Origin of the sequence: Aeromonas sp. TW 6 (genome assembly GCF_013168745.1) — a bacterium.
GTDB lineage: Bacteria > Pseudomonadota > Gammaproteobacteria > Enterobacterales > Aeromonadaceae > Aeromonas > Aeromonas caviae.
This window is the reverse complement of sequence record NZ_JABERS010000001.1, coordinates 1-17,658: the sequence shown is the minus strand read 5'-3', so window position 1 is coordinate 17,658 and position 17,658 is coordinate 1. Positions and strand designations below refer to the sequence as shown.

13 protein-coding genes and 1 rRNA gene are annotated in these 17,658 nt (G+C 56.5%); all 14 read left to right on the top strand.

What is annotated here, in order from left to right; translation table 11 throughout:
- Positions 1–160 precede the first annotated feature (160 nt).
- Complete coding sequence (gene rpoB / locus HKD46_RS00070; protein ID WP_010675956.1) at positions 161–4,189, top strand: DNA-directed RNA polymerase subunit beta; 4,029 nt, start codon at positions 161–163, stop codon at positions 4,187–4,189.
- A 91-nt stretch (positions 4,190–4,280) separates the two neighbouring features.
- A complete protein-coding gene (gene rpoC / locus HKD46_RS00065; RefSeq protein ID WP_171864723.1) occupies positions 4,281–8,585 on the top strand; it encodes a DNA-directed RNA polymerase subunit beta' in 4,305 nt (1,434 codons plus the stop codon).
- Between the two features lie 197 nt (positions 8,586–8,782).
- Positions 8,783–9,499, top strand: coding sequence for a transcriptional regulator (locus HKD46_RS00060; RefSeq protein WP_010675954.1), 717 nt, complete (start codon positions 8,783–8,785; stop codon positions 9,497–9,499).
- A gap of 26 nt (positions 9,500–9,525) precedes the next feature.
- Positions 9,526–9,906 (top strand): RidA family protein, encoded by a 381-nt coding sequence (locus HKD46_RS00055; protein ID WP_010675953.1) that lies wholly within the window; start codon positions 9,526–9,528, stop codon positions 9,904–9,906.
- Positions 9,907–9,992: 86 nt separating this feature from the next.
- Complete coding sequence (gene tusD, locus HKD46_RS00050; protein ID WP_010675952.1) at positions 9,993–10,385, top strand: sulfurtransferase complex subunit TusD; 393 nt, start codon at positions 9,993–9,995, stop codon at positions 10,383–10,385.
- Positions 10,386–10,394: 9 nt separating this feature from the next.
- Positions 10,395–10,751, top strand: a complete 357-nt coding sequence (tusC, locus tag HKD46_RS00045) for a sulfurtransferase complex subunit TusC (RefSeq protein WP_041214281.1) — start codon at positions 10,395–10,397, stop codon at positions 10,749–10,751.
- A 7-nt stretch (positions 10,752–10,758) separates the two neighbouring features.
- Complete coding sequence (gene tusB / locus HKD46_RS00040; RefSeq protein WP_113978517.1) at positions 10,759–11,037, top strand: sulfurtransferase complex subunit TusB; 279 nt, start codon at positions 10,759–10,761, stop codon at positions 11,035–11,037.
- Between the two features lie 181 nt (positions 11,038–11,218).
- Positions 11,219–11,593 (top strand): 30S ribosomal protein S12, encoded by a 375-nt coding sequence (gene rpsL / locus HKD46_RS00035; protein ID WP_005306278.1) that lies wholly within the window; start codon positions 11,219–11,221, stop codon positions 11,591–11,593.
- Positions 11,594–11,686: 93 nt separating this feature from the next.
- On the top strand, positions 11,687–12,157 hold the full coding sequence (gene rpsG, locus HKD46_RS00030) for a 30S ribosomal protein S7 (protein ID WP_010675949.1): 471 nt from the start codon (positions 11,687–11,689) through the stop codon (positions 12,155–12,157).
- A 75-nt stretch (positions 12,158–12,232) separates the two neighbouring features.
- Positions 12,233–14,338, top strand: a complete 2,106-nt coding sequence (gene fusA / locus HKD46_RS00025) for an elongation factor G (protein ID WP_010675948.1) — start codon at positions 12,233–12,235, stop codon at positions 14,336–14,338.
- A gap of 54 nt (positions 14,339–14,392) precedes the next feature.
- Positions 14,393–15,577 carry an elongation factor Tu gene (tuf, locus tag HKD46_RS00020; RefSeq protein WP_005306325.1) on the top strand — a complete coding sequence of 395 codons (1,185 nt, stop codon included), beginning with the start codon at positions 14,393–14,395 and terminating at the stop codon, positions 15,575–15,577.
- A gap of 113 nt (positions 15,578–15,690) precedes the next feature.
- The gene (gmhB, locus tag HKD46_RS00015) at positions 15,691–16,233 is read left to right on the top strand and encodes a D-glycero-beta-D-manno-heptose 1,7-bisphosphate 7-phosphatase (RefSeq protein ID WP_043153901.1); all 543 of its coding nucleotides are present in this window, start codon (positions 15,691–15,693) and stop codon (positions 16,231–16,233) included.
- A 205-nt stretch (positions 16,234–16,438) separates the two neighbouring features.
- Positions 16,439–16,606, top strand: coding sequence for a hypothetical protein (locus HKD46_RS00010; protein ID WP_158656094.1), 168 nt, complete (start codon positions 16,439–16,441; stop codon positions 16,604–16,606).
- A 40-nt stretch (positions 16,607–16,646) separates the two neighbouring features.
- A 16S ribosomal RNA gene (locus tag HKD46_RS00005) occupies positions 16,647–17,658 on the top strand; the annotation flags it as partial.

The following is a 17,658-nucleotide window of genomic DNA, read 5'->3' as shown; positions in this document are numbered from 1 at the left end:
CTTTTTGCGCTGTAGACTGAGAGTATTTCACACCGTTCACGACTCTCGGTGCACCAGCAATCCGGACCGCCTCATCGTCCGGGCCAACACAAAACGGTGTTGAGACAGAGCTGTCCCGTGGGGACAGAGTGGGTCACTTATCAGCGAGCTGAGGAACCCTATGGTTTACTCTTATACCGAAAAAAAACGCATACGTAAGGACTTCGGTAAGCGAGACCAGGTACTGGACACGCCTTATCTGTTGTCCATTCAGCTGGACTCCTTCAAGCAGTTCATCGAGGCTGACCCGGAAGGTGAGTACGGCCTAGAAGCCGCCTTCCGTAGCGTTTTCCCGATCACCAGTTACTCCGGTAGTGCTGAGCTTCAGTATGTCAGCTATCGCCTGGGTGAGCCGGTATTTGACGTAAAAGAATGCCAGATCCGTGGAGTGACCTACTCCGCGCCGCTGCGTGTCAAGCTTCGTATGGTTCTGTACGACCGTGAAGCAGCTGCCGGCACCGTCAAAGATATCAAGGAACAAGAAGTATACATGGGCGAGATTCCGCTCATGACCGAGAACGGCACCTTTGTCATCAATGGTACCGAGCGGGTTATCGTCTCCCAGCTGCACCGCAGCCCGGGCGTCTTCTTCGACCACGATAAAGGCAAAACACATTCATCCGGTAAGGTACTGTATAACGCCCGCGTTATCCCCTACCGTGGCTCCTGGCTGGACTTCGAGTTCGATGCGAAAGACAACCTGTTTGTCCGTATCGACCGTCGTCGTAAACTGCCGGCCTCCATTATTCTGCGCGCCCTGGACTTCAGTTCCGAAGAAATCCTGGCCACCTTCTTCGAGACCATCGGTTTCGAAGTTAAGGATGGCAAGTTGATGATGGATCTGGTGCCCGAGCGCCTGCGTGGCGAGACCGCGACCTTCGACATCATTGCCAATGGCGCCGTGGTGGTTGAAACCGGTCGTCGTGTCACTGCCCGTCACATCCGTCAGCTGGAAAAAGACGGCATCACCCAGATCGAGGTGCCGGTAGAGTATGTTGTTGGCAAAGTTGCAGCCAAGAACTACGCGCACCCGCAGACTGGTGAGATGGTTGTCACTGCCAACCAGGCGCTGAGCCTGGAAGCGGTTGCCAACCTGTCCCAAGCCGGCTTCAAGCACTTCGAGGTTCTGTTCACCAACGAACTGGATCACGGTGCCTACATGTCCGAGACCCTGCGTATCGACTCCAGCTCCAGCCGCCTGGAAGCCCTGGTCGAGATCTATCGCATGATGCGTCCGGGCGAGCCGCCCACTCGCGAAGCGGCCGAGCAGCTGTTCGAGAACCTGTTCTTCTCTTCCGAGCGTTACGACCTGTCTACCGTAGGTCGGATGAAGTTCAACCGCCGTCTGGGTCGTGAAGACGAGACTGGCGTTGGCGTGCTGACCAAGGACGATATCGTCGAGGTCATGAAGCGCCTGATCGACATCCGTAACGGTAACGACGAAGTGGACGATATCGACCACCTTGGTAACCGTCGTATTCGTTCCGTCGGTGAAATGGCCGAGAACCAGTTCCGTGTCGGTCTGGTCCGTGTCGAGCGTGCGGTGAAGGAGCGCCTGTCTCTGGGCGATCTGGACACCCTGATGCCGCAGGATCTGATCAACGCCAAGCCGATCTCCGCCGCGGTCAAAGAGTTCTTCGGTTCCAGCCAACTGTCCCAGTTCATGGACCAGAACAACCCGCTGTCCGAAGTGACCCACAAGCGCCGTATCTCCGCGCTGGGCCCGGGCGGTCTGACCCGTGAGCGTGCCGGTTTCGAAGTTCGAGACGTACACCCGACCCACTACGGTCGTCTGTGCCCCATCGAAACGCCGGAAGGTCCGAACATCGGTCTGATCAACTCGCTGTCCGTGTATTCCCGCACCAATGAGTACGGTTTCCTCGAGACCCCGTACCGCAAGGTGATCGACGGTGTGATCACCGACGAAGTGGATTACCTGTCTGCGATTGAAGAAGGCAAGTACGTGATCGCACAGGCCAACGCCGCGACCACCGAAGATGGCCGTCTGAAAGATGAATTGATCCCGTGCCGTCACAAAGGTGAATCCACCTTTATGAACGCCGACCAGATCCAGTACATGGACGTGAGCCCGCAACAGATCGTCTCTGTGGCAGCGGCCCTGATCCCGTTCCTGGAACACGATGACGCGAACCGCGCATTGATGGGTTCAAACATGCAACGTCAGGCTGTACCGACCCTGCGCGCCGACAAGCCGCTGGTTGGTACCGGTATGGAACGCGCAGTGGCCGTTGACTCCGGTGTGACCGTAGTGGCCAAGCGTGGCGGCATGATCGACTATGTCGATGCCTCCCGTATCGTTATCAAGGTCAACGAAGATGAGCTGCTGCCTGGCGAAGCCGGCATCGACATCTACAGCCTGACCAAATACACCCGTTCCAACCAGAACACCTGTATCAACCAGCGTCCGTGCGTGATGTTGGGTGAGCCGGTGATGGCTGGCGACGTGCTGGCTGACGGCCCGTCCACCGATCTCGGTGAACTGGCGCTGGGTCAGAACCTGCGCGTCGCGTTCATGCCGTGGAACGGTTACAACTTCGAAGACTCGATCCTGGTGAACGAGCGTGTTGTTCAGGAAGATCGCCTGACCACCATTCACATCCAGGAACTGGCCTGTATCTCCCGTGACACCAAGCTGGGTCCGGAAGAGATCACTGCTGACATCCCGAACGTGGGTGAAGCCGCTCTGTCCAAGCTGGACGAGTCCGGTATCGTCTACGTGGGTGCCGAAGTGAAGGGCGGCGACATTCTGGTCGGCAAGGTGACTCCGAAAGGTGAAACCCAGCTGACTCCGGAAGAGAAGCTGCTGCGCGCCATCTTCGGTGAGAAGGCGTCTGACGTGAAGGACTCTTCCCTGCGAGTGCCGAACGGTGTGTACGGTACCGTGGTTGACGTGCAGGTCTTTACCCGCGATGGCGTGGAAAAAGACAAGCGCGCCAAAGAAATCGAAGAGATGCAGCTGAAGGAAGCGAAGAAGGACTTGACCGAAGAGTTCAAGATCCTGGAAGACGGCATTTTCGGCCGTTCCCGCAACCTGCTGCTGGCCGCCGGTTACAGCGAAGATCGTCTGAACAAGCTCGATCGTTCCAAGTGGTTTGAGCTGGCCATCGAAGATGAAGCCAAGCAAATCGAGCTGGAGCAGATCGCTGAACAGCACGTTGAGCTGAAGGCCGAGTTCGACAAGAAATTCGAGAACAAGCGTCGCAAGATCATCCAGGGCGATGACCTGGCGCCGGGCGTACTGAAGATCGTCAAGGTCTATCTGGCCGTCAAGCGTCGCATCCAGCCGGGTGACAAGATGGCGGGCCGTCACGGTAACAAGGGTGTTATCTCCAAGATCTGTCCGGTCGAGGATATGCCCCATGACGAGTACGGCCGTCCGGTCGACATCGTACTGAACCCGCTGGGTGTACCGTCTCGTATGAACATCGGTCAGATCCTCGAAGTGCACCTGGGCCTCGCGGCCAAGGGCATCGGCGAGAAGATCGACCGCATGATCAAAGAACAGCGCGAGCTGCACGAGATGCGCGAGTTCCTGCAACAGGTCTATGACCTGGGCGAGAAGGACTCCCAGCAAGTGAACATTGCCGAGCTGTCTGACGACGACGTGCGTACCCTGGTGGGTAACCTGCGTAAGGGTCTGCCGGTGGCTACACCTGTCTTTGATGGTGCCAAAGAGCGCGAAATCAAAGCCTTGCTGAAGCTGGCCGATCTGCCGGAATCCGGTCAGATCTCCCTGTTCGACGGTCGTACCGGTAACGCCTTCGAGCGCAAGGTCACCGTGGGTTACATGTACATGCTGAAGCTCAACCACCTGGTAGACGACAAGATGCACGCGCGTTCTACCGGTTCCTACAGCCTGGTTACCCAGCAGCCGCTGGGTGGTAAGGCGCAGTTCGGTGGTCAGCGGTTCGGTGAGATGGAAGTGTGGGCCCTGGAGGCTTACGGTGCGGCATATACCCTGCAGGAAATGCTGACCGTCAAGTCTGACGATGTGAACGGCCGTACCAAGATGTACAAGAACATCGTGGATGGCGACCACCGTATGGAGCCGGGCATGCCCGAATCCTTCAACGTATTGCTGAAGGAAATCCGCTCTCTGGGTATCAACATCGAGCTGGACGAAGAGTAAGAGCTCGCTCTTATTGTTCGAGAATTGACGTGGGCGCCCCGCTGTTTCGGCAGCCGGGGCGCCGAGGTTAGACTCCTGACAGGGGAAACACGTGAAAGACTTACTCAAGTTTTTGAAGGCTCAGACCAAGACCGAAGAGTTTGACAGTATCAAGATCGGTCTGGCCTCTCCTGACATGATCCGCTCCTGGTCATTCGGTGAGGTCAAAAAGCCTGAGACCATCAACTACCGGACTTTCAAGCCGGAGCGTGATGGTCTGTTCTGCGCCCGTATCTTCGGACCGGTGAAGGACTACGAGTGTCTGTGCGGCAAGTACAAGCGCCTGAAACACCGTGGTGTGATCTGCGAGAAGTGCGGTGTAGAAGTGACCCAGACCAAGGTCCGTCGTGAGCGCATGGGCCACATCGAGCTGGCCAGCCCGACTGCCCACATCTGGTTCCTGAAGTCCCTGCCGTCCCGTATCGGTCTGCTGCTGGACATGACCCTGCGTGACATCGAGCGCGTGCTGTATTTCGAATCCTATGTAGTGATCGAACCCGGCATGACCAACCTCGAGCGCAGCCAGATGCTCTCCGAAGAGAACTATCTGGACGCATTGGAAGAGTGGGGCGACGAATTCGACGCCAAGATGGGTGCCGAGGCCATTCTGGCTCTGCTGCGCGCCATCGATCTGAAAGGCGAAGTCAAAGCCATGCGTGAGGAGCTGGATCAGACCAACTCCGAGACCAAGCGCAAGAAGACCACCAAGCGTCTGAAGCTGATGGAAGCCTTCCTGCAATCCGGCAACAAGCCGGAGTGGATGATCATGACAGTGCTGCCCGTGCTGCCGCCGGACCTGCGTCCGCTGGTACCGCTGGACGGCGGTCGTTTCGCGACCTCCGATCTGAACGATCTGTACCGTCGCGTGATCAACCGTAACAACCGCTTGAAGCGTCTGCTGGATCTGGCTGCGCCGGACATCATCGTGCGCAACGAAAAGCGCATGCTGCAAGAGTCCGTGGATGCCCTGCTGGACAACGGCCGTCGTGGTCGTGCCATCACCGGTTCCAACAAGCGCCCGCTGAAATCCCTGGCCGACATGATCAAGGGTAAGCAAGGTCGTTTCCGTCAGAACCTGCTGGGTAAGCGTGTCGACTACTCTGGTCGTTCCGTTATCACCGTAGGTCCGACCCTGCGTCTGCATCAGTGCGGTCTGCCGAAGAAGATGGCACTTGAGCTGTTCAAGCCCTTCATCTACGGCAAGCTGGAATCCCGCGGTCTGGCGACCACGATCAAGGCCGCCAAGAAGATGGTGGAGCGCGAAGAAGCCGTCGTTTGGGACATCCTGGACGAAGTGATCCGCGAACACCCGGTTCTGCTGAACCGTGCACCGACCCTGCACCGTCTGGGTATCCAGGCGTTTGAACCGACCCTGATCGAAGGGAAGGCCATCCAGCTGCACCCGCTGGTTTGTGCTGCGTATAACGCGGACTTCGACGGTGACCAGATGGCGGTCCACGTACCGCTGACCCTGGAAGCCCAGCTGGAAGCGCGCGCCCTGATGATGTCCACCAACAACATCCTGTCGCCTGCCTCCGGTGAGCCGATCATCGTTCCTTCCCAGGACGTGGTCTTGGGTCTGTACTACATGACCCGTGCCCGTATCAACGCCAAGGGCGAAGGTATGGTGCTGTCCGGTCCGAAAGAGGCCGAGAAGGTCTACCGTGCCGGTCTGGCCGACCTGCATGCTCGCGTCAAGTGCCGCATCACCGAGTACGTGAAGAACGAAGCCGGTGAGCTGGTTGCCAAGACCGAGATGAAGAACACCACCGTTGGTCGTGCGATCCTGAGCCTGATCCTGCCCAAAGGCATGGAGTATGCGCTGATTGACGAGCCCAAGGTACTGACTGCTGCAGAGCAGGCTGACCTGGACGCCAACCCGCAGAACTGGATCAAGTGCGTCTCCAACAAGGCGCTGGGCAAAAAGCTCATCTCCCGTCTGCTGAACACCTGCTATCGCAAGCAGGGCCTGAAGGATACCGTCATCTTCGCTGACCAGCTGATGTATACCGGTTTCCACTACGCGGCCCTGTCCGGTGCCTCTGTTGGTATCGATGACATGGTCATCCCGGATGCCAAGAAAGACATCATCGCTGCTGCAGAAGCCGAAGTCGCCGAGATCCAGGACCAGTTCCTGTCCGGTCTGGTGACCGCGGGCGAACGTTACAACAAGGTTATCGATATCTGGGCCAGCGCGAACGATCGCGTCTCCAAGGCCATGATGGACAACCTTTCCAAGGAGCGTAACGTCAACTCCCTGGGCGATGAGGAAGAGCAAGCTTCCTTCAACAGCATCTTCATGATGGCCGACTCTGGTGCGCGGGGCTCCGCCGCCCAGATCCGTCAGCTGGCCGGTATGCGTGGCCTGATGGCGAAGCCGGATGGCTCCATCATCGAAACGCCGATCGTGGCGAACTTCCGTGAAGGTCTGAACGTACTGCAGTACTTCATCTCCACTCACGGTGCTCGTAAAGGTCTGGCGGATACCGCACTGAAGACAGCGAACTCCGGTTACCTGACCCGTCGTCTGGTTGACGTGGCCCAGGACATGGTGATCACCGAGGACGACTGCGGCACTACCGACGGTCTGTGGATGACTCCGCTGATCGAGGGTGGCGACGTGGTCGAGCCGCTGCGTGAGCGCGTGCTGGGTCGTGTGGTGGCCGAAGACGTGATCAAGCCGGGTACCGAGGATGAAGTGCTGGTAGCGCGCAACACCCTGCTCGACGAGCAGCTGTGTGACCTGCTGGAGCGCAACTCCGTCGACCGCGTGAAGGTACGTTCTGCCATCACCTGTGAGACCGACTTCGGTAACTGTGCTCACTGCTACGGCCGTGATTTGGCCCGTGGTCACCTGGTTAACAAGGGTGAGGCTGTCGGTGTTATCGCCGCTCAGTCCATCGGTGAACCGGGCACCCAGCTGACGATGCGTACCTTCCACATCGGTGGTGCCGCATCCCGAGCGGCTGCCGAGAGCAGCATCCAGGTGAAGAACACCGGTAGCATCAAGTTGCAGAACGCCAAGTTCGTTCTGAACAACTCTGACAAGCTGGTTATCACCTCCCGTTCTACCGAGCTGACCATCATGGACGAGATGGGCCGTACCAAGGAAAGCCACAAGCTGCCTTACGGTTCCGTGCTGGAAGTGAAGGATGGCGAAGCGGTGAACGCCGGTGATACCGTCGCGAACTGGGACCCGCACACCCACCCGATCATCACCGAAGTGGCGGGTCGCCTGCACTTCGAACACATGATCGACGGTGTGACCATCACTCGTCAGACCGACGAGCTGACCGGTCTCTCTTCCATCGTCGTGCTGGATGTCAACGAGCGTCCGAGCGCCGGTAAAGAGATGCGTCCGACCGTGAAACTGGTCGATCTGAACGGCAAGGATGTGATGATCCCGGGCACCGACGTTCCCGCCCAGTACTTCCTGCCGGGCAAGGCGATCGTGAACCTGGAAGATGGTGCCAACGTGGGCGTGGGTGATGCGGTTGCGCGTATCCCGCAAGAGTCCAGCGGTACCAAGGACATCACCGGTGGTCTGCCGCGCGTTGCGGATCTGTTCGAAGCACGTCAGCCGAAAGAGCCGGCCATCCTGGCCGAGATCTCCGGTACCATCTCCTTCGGGAAAGAGACCAAGGGCAAACGCCGTCTGGTCATCACCCCGACCGATGGTGGCGAGATCTACGAAGAGATGATTCCGAAATGGCGTCACCTCAACGTGTTCGAAGGTGAAAAAGTTGAGAAGGGTGAAGTGCTGGCGGACGGTCCCGAGTCTGCTCATGACATCCTGCGTCTGCGCGGTATCAGCCCGGTCGCCAACTACATCGCCAACGAAGTGCAGGACGTTTACCGTCTGCAAGGCGTTAAGATCAACGACAAGCACATCGAAGTCATCGTGCGTCAGATGCTTCGCAAGTGCGAGATCCTGAGCGCTGGCGACACCGACCTGATCGAAGGTGAGCAGGTTGAAGTGGCCCGTGTGAAGATTGCCAACCGTAAACTGGTTGCCGAAGGCAAGACCCCGGCTACCTACCGTCATATCCTGATGGGTATTACCAAGGCATCTCTGAGCACCGAGTCCTTTATCTCGGCAGCTTCCTTCCAGGAGACCACCCGCGTGCTGACCGAAGCAGCCGTTGGTGGCAAGCGTGATGAACTGCGCGGCCTGAAAGAGAACGTGATCGTGGGTCGTCTGATCCCGGCTGGTACCGGCTTTGCCTACCACCACAGCCGCATCAACCAGCGTGCCGCCGCAGCCCGTGCTGTCGGTGTGCCGCAGGTGACTGCCGATGAAGCTCAGCAAAACCTGGCGGATCTGCTCAACGCAGCCGGCAGTTTTGACGAAGAGTAATCTTCCGCTGCAGTGATCGAAAAGGGCCCCTTCTAGGGGCCCTTTTTTTATTTCCCATCCGGCGCCCAGCGTGCACTGGGCTGGGGCAGGGGGATGATCCAGTGCAAGGTTATAGAGCAAAAAATCAAAAAAAGTTGACATTGCCCCGTCGCAACTGAAAACTCGGGAAAGTTGAATGGGTATTACAGGGGTAGAACATGGCTGTCGGTATCGAGGAAGTACTGCTTCCCGAAGAGCAACTGAGCGGTCGCGCTTTTACAGACGAAGACAGGGAGCTGTTGCGTTCATATGGGGGCCTTATCGAAGGCCTGGCCGATCTGTTCGGCAAGCACTGCGAGGTGGTGCTCCACTCCCTGGAAAATCTGCATGAGTCCGTGATCCAAATAGCGAATGGTTTCAATACGGGTCGAACTCTGGGGGCGCCGATCACCGATCTCGCCCTGCGGATGCTCAAGGATATCGAGAGCACGGGTCAGGATCACACCCAGAGTTATTTTGCCCGCAGTCGGACCGGTGCCTTGATGAAGTCGAGCACCATCGCCATCCGTAACCGCGACAAGCAGGTGATCGGCCTTATCTGCATCAACCTGCACATCAATGCACCTTTCCACGAGTTCGTGGCCGAATTCTTCCCGACGCCACAGCAGGTGGAGCGGCAATCACCGGAGACCTTCGCCAACAGCGTCGAAGAGCTGGTTGCCCAGACGGTGGACAACACCATCGACGAGATCAATCGTGATCCCTCCGTGGCCAACAATGCCAAGAACCGTTTTATCGTGACCCAGTTGTTCGAGAAGGGCATATTTGATATCAAGGATTCGATCAACCTGGTCGCCGACAAGCTGAATATTTCCAAACATACCGTGTATCTCTACATCCGACAGCGCAAGCAGGGTGAAGAAGAGAGCGAGTAAGCGCCATAGATAGGGGATAGATAACAATGGCTAAAGAAGTGATTGCAACCGACAAGGCGCCTGCCGCAATTGGCCCTTATGTCCAGGCTACCAAGCTGGGTGAGCTGGTCTTTACCTCCGGGCAGATCCCGCTCGATCCGGCCACCATGGACATCGTTGCCGGTGGCATCGAGGCTCAGGCAGAGCAGGTGATGAAGAATCTGGTTGCCGTCTTGAAAGCTGCAGGAGCCGATACCAGCAAGGTACTGAAGACCACTTGCTTCCTGAGTGACATGAACAACTTCGTGGCCTTCAACCAGGTGTATGCCCGCTACTTTGGCGAATCCGCTCCGGCACGTTCCTGCGTGGAGGTCGCTCGTCTGCCCAAGGATGTGCTGGTCGAAGTCGAAGCCATCGCCTACGTCTGAGCCTGTTTCATTGGAAAAGCCCCTCCCAGGAGGGGCTTTTGCGTCTGTGAGGTAGAATGGATGCACCGCTGTGCAGGAGTGCGATCATGAGTCTGAATTTTGCTCTGCTGGTCACCGGGCCCGCCTATGGCACCCAGACGGCCAGCACGGCCTATCGTTTTGCCCTGAGTCTGGTCGAGCAGGGACACCGCTTGTCCCACCTCTTCTTCTATCAGGAGGGGGTGTGCAATGCCAATGGCCTCCATGCGCCAGCCAGCGATGAGACCGACCTGGTGGCGTTGTGGCGCGAGTTGGCCATCCAGCAGGGCATCCGCATCGATGTGTGTGTGGCTGCGGCCATGCGCCGTGGCGTGCTGGATGAGCAGGAGGCCAAGGGAATGGGACGGGAGCATTTCAATCTGGAAGCCCCATTCTGCCTGAGCGGGCTCGGTCAGTTGGCGGAAGCCGCACTGACCGCTGATCGCTTCGTACAGTTCTAGGGGGACAAGATGACCAGAATAGCGTTTATCTCACGGCGTGGTCCCCATGGTTCGGCGAGTGGTCGGGAGGGGCTGGATGCCCTGCTGGCCACCTCTGCATTGACGGAGTCCCTGGCCCTCTTTCTGGTGGGCGATGGCGTGATGCAACTGGTGAGGGAGCAATCGCCACACGCCATATTGCAGCGTCACTACGCCCCGACCTTCAAGATGCTGGAGCTGTATGACATCGAGGAGGTCTATGTCTGTGCGGTGTCACTGGCTGAGCGAGGACTGACGGCGGCGGATCTGCTAATCCCAGTTATTCCGCTCTCTCCTGCGGAAATTCGCCGTAGCTGGGCGGGTTTCACCACCCACATCTGCTTCTGAGGTGCCCGTGATACAGCTGATATTGAACTCTCCCTTCATGAGCCAGGATCTCGAGTTGGCGTTGCGTTACCGCATGGAAGGGGATCTGGTGGTGTTGATGCAGGATGCCGTGATGGCGGCGGCTGCCCCCGGGTGGTGCGAGCGCTTGGCAGACGTCCCCCTTTACGTCATGAAGGAAGACCTGCAAGCGAGAGGCTTGTCACCCGGGATCGGGATGGAACTCGATATGCCGGGTTTGATCAGGTTGATCGCCGAGCACGGATCACCGCAGACCTGGGGCGGTTAGACTTGGTTTTCCTTTTTATCTCAGTTGCTTAGCATAATGTCATTCGACTGTCATTTGCCATTTCGGTGTGCAAATTGTATAAATCTTGACTCCCCAGACAACAGGGCATAAAATTTCGCGTCCCCGTATCTGCGGGGAGGATTTTTCACACGTTTATGAAGTCATTATCAGGAGCCTTTTGATGGCAACTATTAACCAGTTGGTTCGCAAGCCACGCATCAAGCTCGTTGTGAAAAGCAACGTGCCGGCGCTGGAAGCGTGCCCTCAGAAGCGTGGCGTATGCACCCGTGTATACACCACCACCCCGAAGAAGCCTAACTCTGCACTGCGTAAAGTATGCCGTGTACGTCTGACCAACGGCTTCGAAGTCACCTCCTACATCGGTGGTGAAGGTCACAACCTGCAAGAGCACTCTGTTGTTCTGATCCGTGGCGGTCGTGTAAAAGACTTGCCAGGTGTTCGTTATCACACCGTTCGTGGTGCGTTGGACTGTGCCGGTGTTAAAGACCGTAAGCAGGCTCGCTCCAAGTACGGCGTGAAGCGTCCGAAAGCTTAATGGTTCTCCGTTAAGTAAGGCCAAACGTTAATTCGTTTCTAGTTAGATAACTTTCTAGTTTTGGGTAACCCCTGAAGTTACGGAGAATTTGAAATGCCAAGACGTCGTGTTGTTGGTCAGCGTAAAATCCTGCCGGATCCCAAGTTCGGATCAGAGCTGCTGGCTAAATTTGTCAACGTAGTAATGGTTGACGGTAAGAAATCTGTTGCAGAAGCCATCGTATATGGCGCCCTGGACATCATTGCCACCAAATCTGGCAAAGAGCACCTGGCCCTGTTCGAAGTCGCTCTGGACAACATTCGTCCGGCGGTCGAGGTTAAATCTCGTCGCGTCGGTGGTGCAACCTATCAGGTGCCGGTAGAAGTTCGTCCGGTACGTCGCAATGCTCTGGCAATGCGCTGGTTGGTTGATGCCGCTCGTAAACGTGGTGAAAAATCAATGGCTCAGCGTTTGGCTGGCGAGCTGCTGGATGCCGCTGACAATAAGGGTTCGTCTGTCAAGAAACGTGAAGACGTTCACCGTATGGCTGAAGCGAACAAGGCCTTCGCTCACTTCCGCTGGTAATCCGCTTGCGCAGGGTCTTCTGACTCTGCGCACCTTTAATTATCTGGGGACAAGCGCCCTAGTAAGAGGATGACAATGGCTCGTACAACCCCCATTGAGCGTTATCGTAATATCGGTATCTCCGCTCACATCGACGCCGGTAAGACTACTACTACCGAGCGCGTTCTGTTTTACACCGGTGTAAGTCACAAGATCGGTGAAGTTCACGATGGCGCCGCCACCATGGACTGGATGGAACAGGAACAAGAGCGTGGTATCACCATCACCTCCGCCGCGACCACCGCTTTCTGGTCCGGTATGGGTAAACAGTTCCAACCGCACCGTATCAACATCATCGATACCCCGGGCCACGTTGACTTTACTATCGAAGTAGAGCGTTCCATGCGTGTTCTGGATGGCGCCGTGATGGTGTACTGTGCCGTAGGTGGCGTACAGCCACAGTCTGAAACCGTATGGCGTCAGGCTAACAAGTACAAGGTTCCCCGTATCGCGTTCGTCAACAAGATGGACCGTACCGGTGCCAACTTCCTGCGCTGCGTTGAGCACATCAAGACCCGTCTGAAAGGTAACCCGGTTCCTCTGCAACTGAACATCGGTTCCGAAGAGAACTTTAAGGGCGTTATCGACCTGGTCAAGATGAAAGCCATCAACTGGAGCGAAGCTGACCAGGGCGTATCCTTCGACTACGAAGACGTCCCGGCTGAGCTGCTGGAACAGGCGCAAGAAATGCGCATGAACCTGGTTGAAGCCGCTGCTGAAGCGTCTGAAGACCTGATGGAGAAATACCTGGGCGGTGAAGAACTGACTGAAGAAGAGATCAAGAAAGCTCTGCGTCAGCGTGTTCTGAACAACGAAATCATCCTGGTTACCTGTGGCTCTGCGTTCAAGAACAAGGGCGTACAGGCCATGCTGGATGCCGTGGTCGAGTACCTGCCGGCTCCGACCGACGTTGCTGCTATCGACGGTCTGAAGCTGGATGGCGAGACCAAGGACGAGCGTCACGCTTCCGATGACGAGCCGTTCTCTGCTCTGGCATTCAAGATTGCTACCGACCCGTTCGTGGGCAACCTGACCTTCTTCCGTGTTTACTCCGGTGTGGTCAACTCCGGTGACTCCGTGCTGAACTCCGTTAAAGAGAAGCGCGAGCGTTTCGGCCGTATCGTTCAGATGCATGCCAACAAGCGTGAAGAGATCAAAGAAGTTCGCGCAGGCGACATCGCTGCTGCCATCGGCCTGAAGGACGTCACCACCGGTGATACCCTGTGTGACGAAAGCGCACCGATCATCCTGGAGCGTATGGAATTCCCGGAGCCGGTAATCTCCATCGCCGTTGAGCCGAAATCCAAGGCTGACCAAGAGAAGATGGGCTTGGCTCTGGGCCGTCTGGCTCAGGAAGATCCGTCCTTCCGCGTATGGACCGACGAAGAATCTGGTCAAACCATCATCGCCGGTATGGGTGAGCTGCACCTGGACATCATCGTTGACCGTATGCGTCGCGAGTTCAAGGTAGAAGCCAACGTAGGTAAGCCGCAGGTTGCCTACCGTGAAACCATCCGCAACACCGTCAAGGACATCGAAGGCAAGCATGCCAAGCAGTCCGGTGGTCGTGGTCAGTACGGTCACGTCGTTATCGACATGTACCCGCTGGAAGAAGGCAAAGCCTATGAATTCGTCAACGACATCAAGGGTGGCGTGATTCCGGGCGAATTCATCCCGGGTGTTGACAAGGGTATCCGCGAGCAGCTGAAGTCCGGCCCGCTGGCAGGCTATCCGGTAATGGATCTGGGTGTGCGTCTGCACTTCGGTTCCTACCACGATGTCGACTCTTCCGAACTGGCGTTCAAGATCGCTGCTTCTCTGGCGTTCAAGGCTGGCTTCATGAAGGCCAACCCGGTACTGCTCGAGCCGATCATGAAGGTCGAAGTCGAGACTCCGGAAGACTACATGGGCGACGTGATCGGTGACCTGAACCGTCGTCGCGGCCTGATCGAAGGCATGGAAGATGGCCCGTCCGGCAAGATCGTACGTGCGCTGGTGCCGCTGGCCGAAATGTTCGGTTACGCCACCTCCCTGCGTTCTGCTACTCAGGGTCGTGCTTCCTACGCCATGGAATTCGCCAAGTATCACGATGCCCCGACCAACGTCGCCCAGGCCGTGATCGAAGAGCGCAAATCCAAGTAATTTAAGATTCCCCGCCTACGACGGTAGGCGGGTTTAACCTAGAAGGACTACGTCGTGTCTAAAGAAAAATTTGAGCGTAATAAACCGCACGTAAACGTCGGCACCATCGGCCACGTTGACCACGGTAAAACCACCCTGACCGCCGCCATCACCAACGTGCTGGCCAAGCACTTCGGTGGTAAAGCTTTCGCCTTCGACCAGATCGACAAGGCACCGGAAGAGCGTGAGCGTGGTATCACCATCAACACCTCCCACGTAGAATACGACACTGCTACCCGCCACTACGCTCACGTAGATTGCCCGGGTCACGCCGACTACGTTAAAAACATGATCACCGGTGCTGCCCAGATGGACGGCGCAATCCTGGTAGTAGCAGCGACTGACGGCCCGATGCCGCAGACTCGTGAGCACATCCTGCTGGGTCGTCAGGTAGGCGTTCCGTACATCATCGTGTTCATGAACAAGTGCGACATGGTAGATGACGAAGAGCTGCTGGAACTGGTCGAGATGGAAGTTCGCGAACTGCTGTCCGAGTACGACTTCCCGGGTGATGACCTGCCGGTAGTACGTGGTTCCGCACTGAAAGCGCTGGAAGGCGAAGCTCAGTGGGAAGAGAAGATCCTGGAACTGGCTGGCCACCTGGACACCTACATTCCGGAGCCGGAGCGTGCCATTGACCAGCCGTTCCTGATGCCTATCGAAGACGTCTTCTCCATCGCAGGCCGTGGTACCGTAGTTACCGGTCGTGTAGAGCGCGGTATCGTCAAGGTTGGTGAAGAAGTGGAAATCGTTGGTATCAAAGATACCACCAAGACCACCTGTACCGGCGTTGAAATGTTCCGCAAACTGCTGGACGAAGGTCGTGCAGGTGAGAACGTTGGCGCACTGCTGCGTGGCGTGAAGCGTGAAGACGTAGAGCGTGGTCAGGTACTGGCCAAGCCGGGCACCATCAAGCCGCACACCAAGTTCGAATCCGAAGTGTACGTGCTGTCCAAGGAAGAAGGTGGTCGTCACACTCCGTTCTTCAAGGGCTACCGTCCGCAGTTCTACTTCCGTACTACCGACGTGACCGGTACCATCGAACTGCCGGAAGGCGTAGAGATGGTCATGCCGGGCGACAACATCAAGATGGTTGTTACCCTGATTGCCCCGATCGCGATGGACGACGGCCTGCGTTTCGCCATCCGTGAAGGTGGCCGTACCGTAGGTGCTGGTGTTGTAGCTAAAGTTATCGCTTAATCGATACTTTATATGCACACATAAAAGGGGTGGCTTCGGCCACCCCTTTTACTTTTGGGGCTTTAAATGGCTTGTGAGATACTTTTGCGAAATCATCTATAGAGGTAGTTGCTGTGAGTAAACCCGCCATTTTTCTGGATCGCGATGGTGTCATCAACAAAGACACGGGTTATGTCAGCCAGGTTGATGACTTCCATTTTCTGCCCGGGGCGATTGAGGCCATGCAATTGCTGAAGAAAAAAGGCTATTTGCTGGTCGTGGTGACCAACCAATCCGGCATTGCCCGTGGTTACTTCACTGAAGATGACTTCATGAACCTGACCGAGTGGATGGATTGGTCATTGGCCGATCGCGATGTGGATCTCGATGGTATCTACTTCTGCCCCCATCACCCGAACCACGGTGCCCCCTGCGACTGCCGCAAACCCGAACCGGGTATGTTGTTGCTTGCCCAGCGGGAGCTCGGTATCGATATGAGCCGCTCTTATATGGTGGGTGACAAACCTTCAGACTTGAAGGCGGCCATCAATGCCAAGGTCGGTCACAAGATAATGGTCAGAACGGGTAAGCCGATTACTGATGCGGGGATTGAACTGGCCGATGCCATCTACGACAACCTGCATGATTTTGCCGTTGCAGCACCTGTCGCAGGCTGATTTCGCTGGATTAAGATGCTTTTTGGTGGCTTTGTGAGCGATTGAACGATGGAAGCCATCTTTTTGCAATTATCCCCTTGCCAGAACGAATTCGCTCCCTATAATGCGCCTCCATCGACACGGCAAGCGGCAACGCAAAGCCTGAATCGGTAACCTCGAAAAGCCTTTGAAAATAAGGCTTGACTCGAGAAGGCGGTTGAGTAGAATGCCACTCCCGCAGCAGCCAAAAGCTGCGTCGCTCTTTAACAATTTGAATCAAGCAATCTGTGTGGGCACTCACAGCATCGAGCATCAAAAACAATTTTTGATTTCAATGTCTGATGAAGTGACCAAAGCAACGAAAGTTGCAGCAGTTAATTCAGCAATTCATTGAGCCGCCTACTCCTTGGTAACAAAGAGTGGCAACCAAACTTAAATTGAAGAGTTTGATCATGGCTCAGATTGAACGCTGGCGGCAGGCCTAACACATGCAAGTCGAGCGGCAGCGGGAAAGTAGCTTGCTACTTTTGCCGGCGAGCGGCGGACGGGTGAGTAATGCCTGGGAAATTGCCCAGTCGAGGGGGATAACAGTTGGAAACGACTGCTAATACCGCATACGCCCTACGGGGGAAAGCAGGGGACCTTCGGGCCTTGCGCGATTGGATATGCCCAGGTGGGATTAGCTAGTTGGTGAGGTAATGGCTCACCAAGGCGACGATCCCTAGCTGGTCTGAGAGGATGATCAGCCACACTGGAACTGAGACACGGTCCAGACTCCTACGGGAGGCAGCAGTGGGGAATATTGCACAATGGGGGAAACCCTGATGCAGCCATGCCGCGTGTGTGAAGAAGGCCTTCGGGTTGTAAAGCACTTTCAGCGAGGAGGAAAGGTCAGTAGCTAATATCTGCTGGCTGTGACGTTACTCGCAGAAGAAGCACCGGCTAACTCCGTGCCAGCAGCCGCGGTAATACGGAGGGTGCAAGCGTTAATCGGAATTACTGGGCGTAAAGCGCACGCAGGCGGTTGGATAAGTTAGATGTGAAAGCCCCGGGCTCAACCTGGGAATTGCATTTAAAACTGTCCAGCTAGAGTCTTGTAGAGGGGGGTAGAATTCCAGGTGTAGCGGTGAAATGCGTAGAGATCTGGAGGAATACCGGTGGCGAAGGCGGCCCCCTGGACAAAGACTGACGCTCAGGTGCGAAAGCGTGGGGAGCAAACAGGATTAGATACCCTGGTAGTCCACGCCGTAAACGATGTCGATTTGGAGGCTGTGTCCTTGAGACGTGGCTTCCGGAGCTAACGCGTTAAATCGACCGCCTGGGGAGTACGGCCGCAAGGTTAAAACTCAAATGAATTGACGGGGGCCCGCACAAGCGGTGGAGCATGTGGTTTAATTCGATGCAACGCGAAGAACCTTACCTGGCCTTGACATGTCTGGAATCCTG

What these genes read in the sequence shown, in the direction of transcription:
- tusD (WP_010675952.1), top strand. Translation starts at nt 9,993, where the DNA reads ATGAGTCTGAATTTTGCTCTGCTGGTCACCGGGCCCGCCTATGGCACC.
- rpoB (WP_010675956.1), top strand. Translation starts at nt 161, where the DNA reads ATGGTTTACTCTTATACCGAAAAAAAACGCATACGTAAGGACTTCGGT.
- tusC (WP_041214281.1), top strand. Translation starts at nt 10,395, where the DNA reads ATGACCAGAATAGCGTTTATCTCACGGCGTGGTCCCCATGGTTCGGCG.
- HKD46_RS00010 (WP_158656094.1), top strand. Translation starts at nt 16,439, where the DNA reads ATGCCACTCCCGCAGCAGCCAAAAGCTGCGTCGCTCTTTAACAATTTG.
- HKD46_RS00055 (WP_010675953.1), top strand. Translation starts at nt 9,526, where the DNA reads ATGGCTAAAGAAGTGATTGCAACCGACAAGGCGCCTGCCGCAATTGGC.
- HKD46_RS00060 (WP_010675954.1), top strand. Translation starts at nt 8,783, where the DNA reads ATGGCTGTCGGTATCGAGGAAGTACTGCTTCCCGAAGAGCAACTGAGC.
- rpsL (WP_005306278.1), top strand. Translation starts at nt 11,219, where the DNA reads ATGGCAACTATTAACCAGTTGGTTCGCAAGCCACGCATCAAGCTCGTT.
- rpsG (WP_010675949.1), top strand. Translation starts at nt 11,687, where the DNA reads ATGCCAAGACGTCGTGTTGTTGGTCAGCGTAAAATCCTGCCGGATCCC.
- fusA (WP_010675948.1), top strand. Translation starts at nt 12,233, where the DNA reads ATGGCTCGTACAACCCCCATTGAGCGTTATCGTAATATCGGTATCTCC.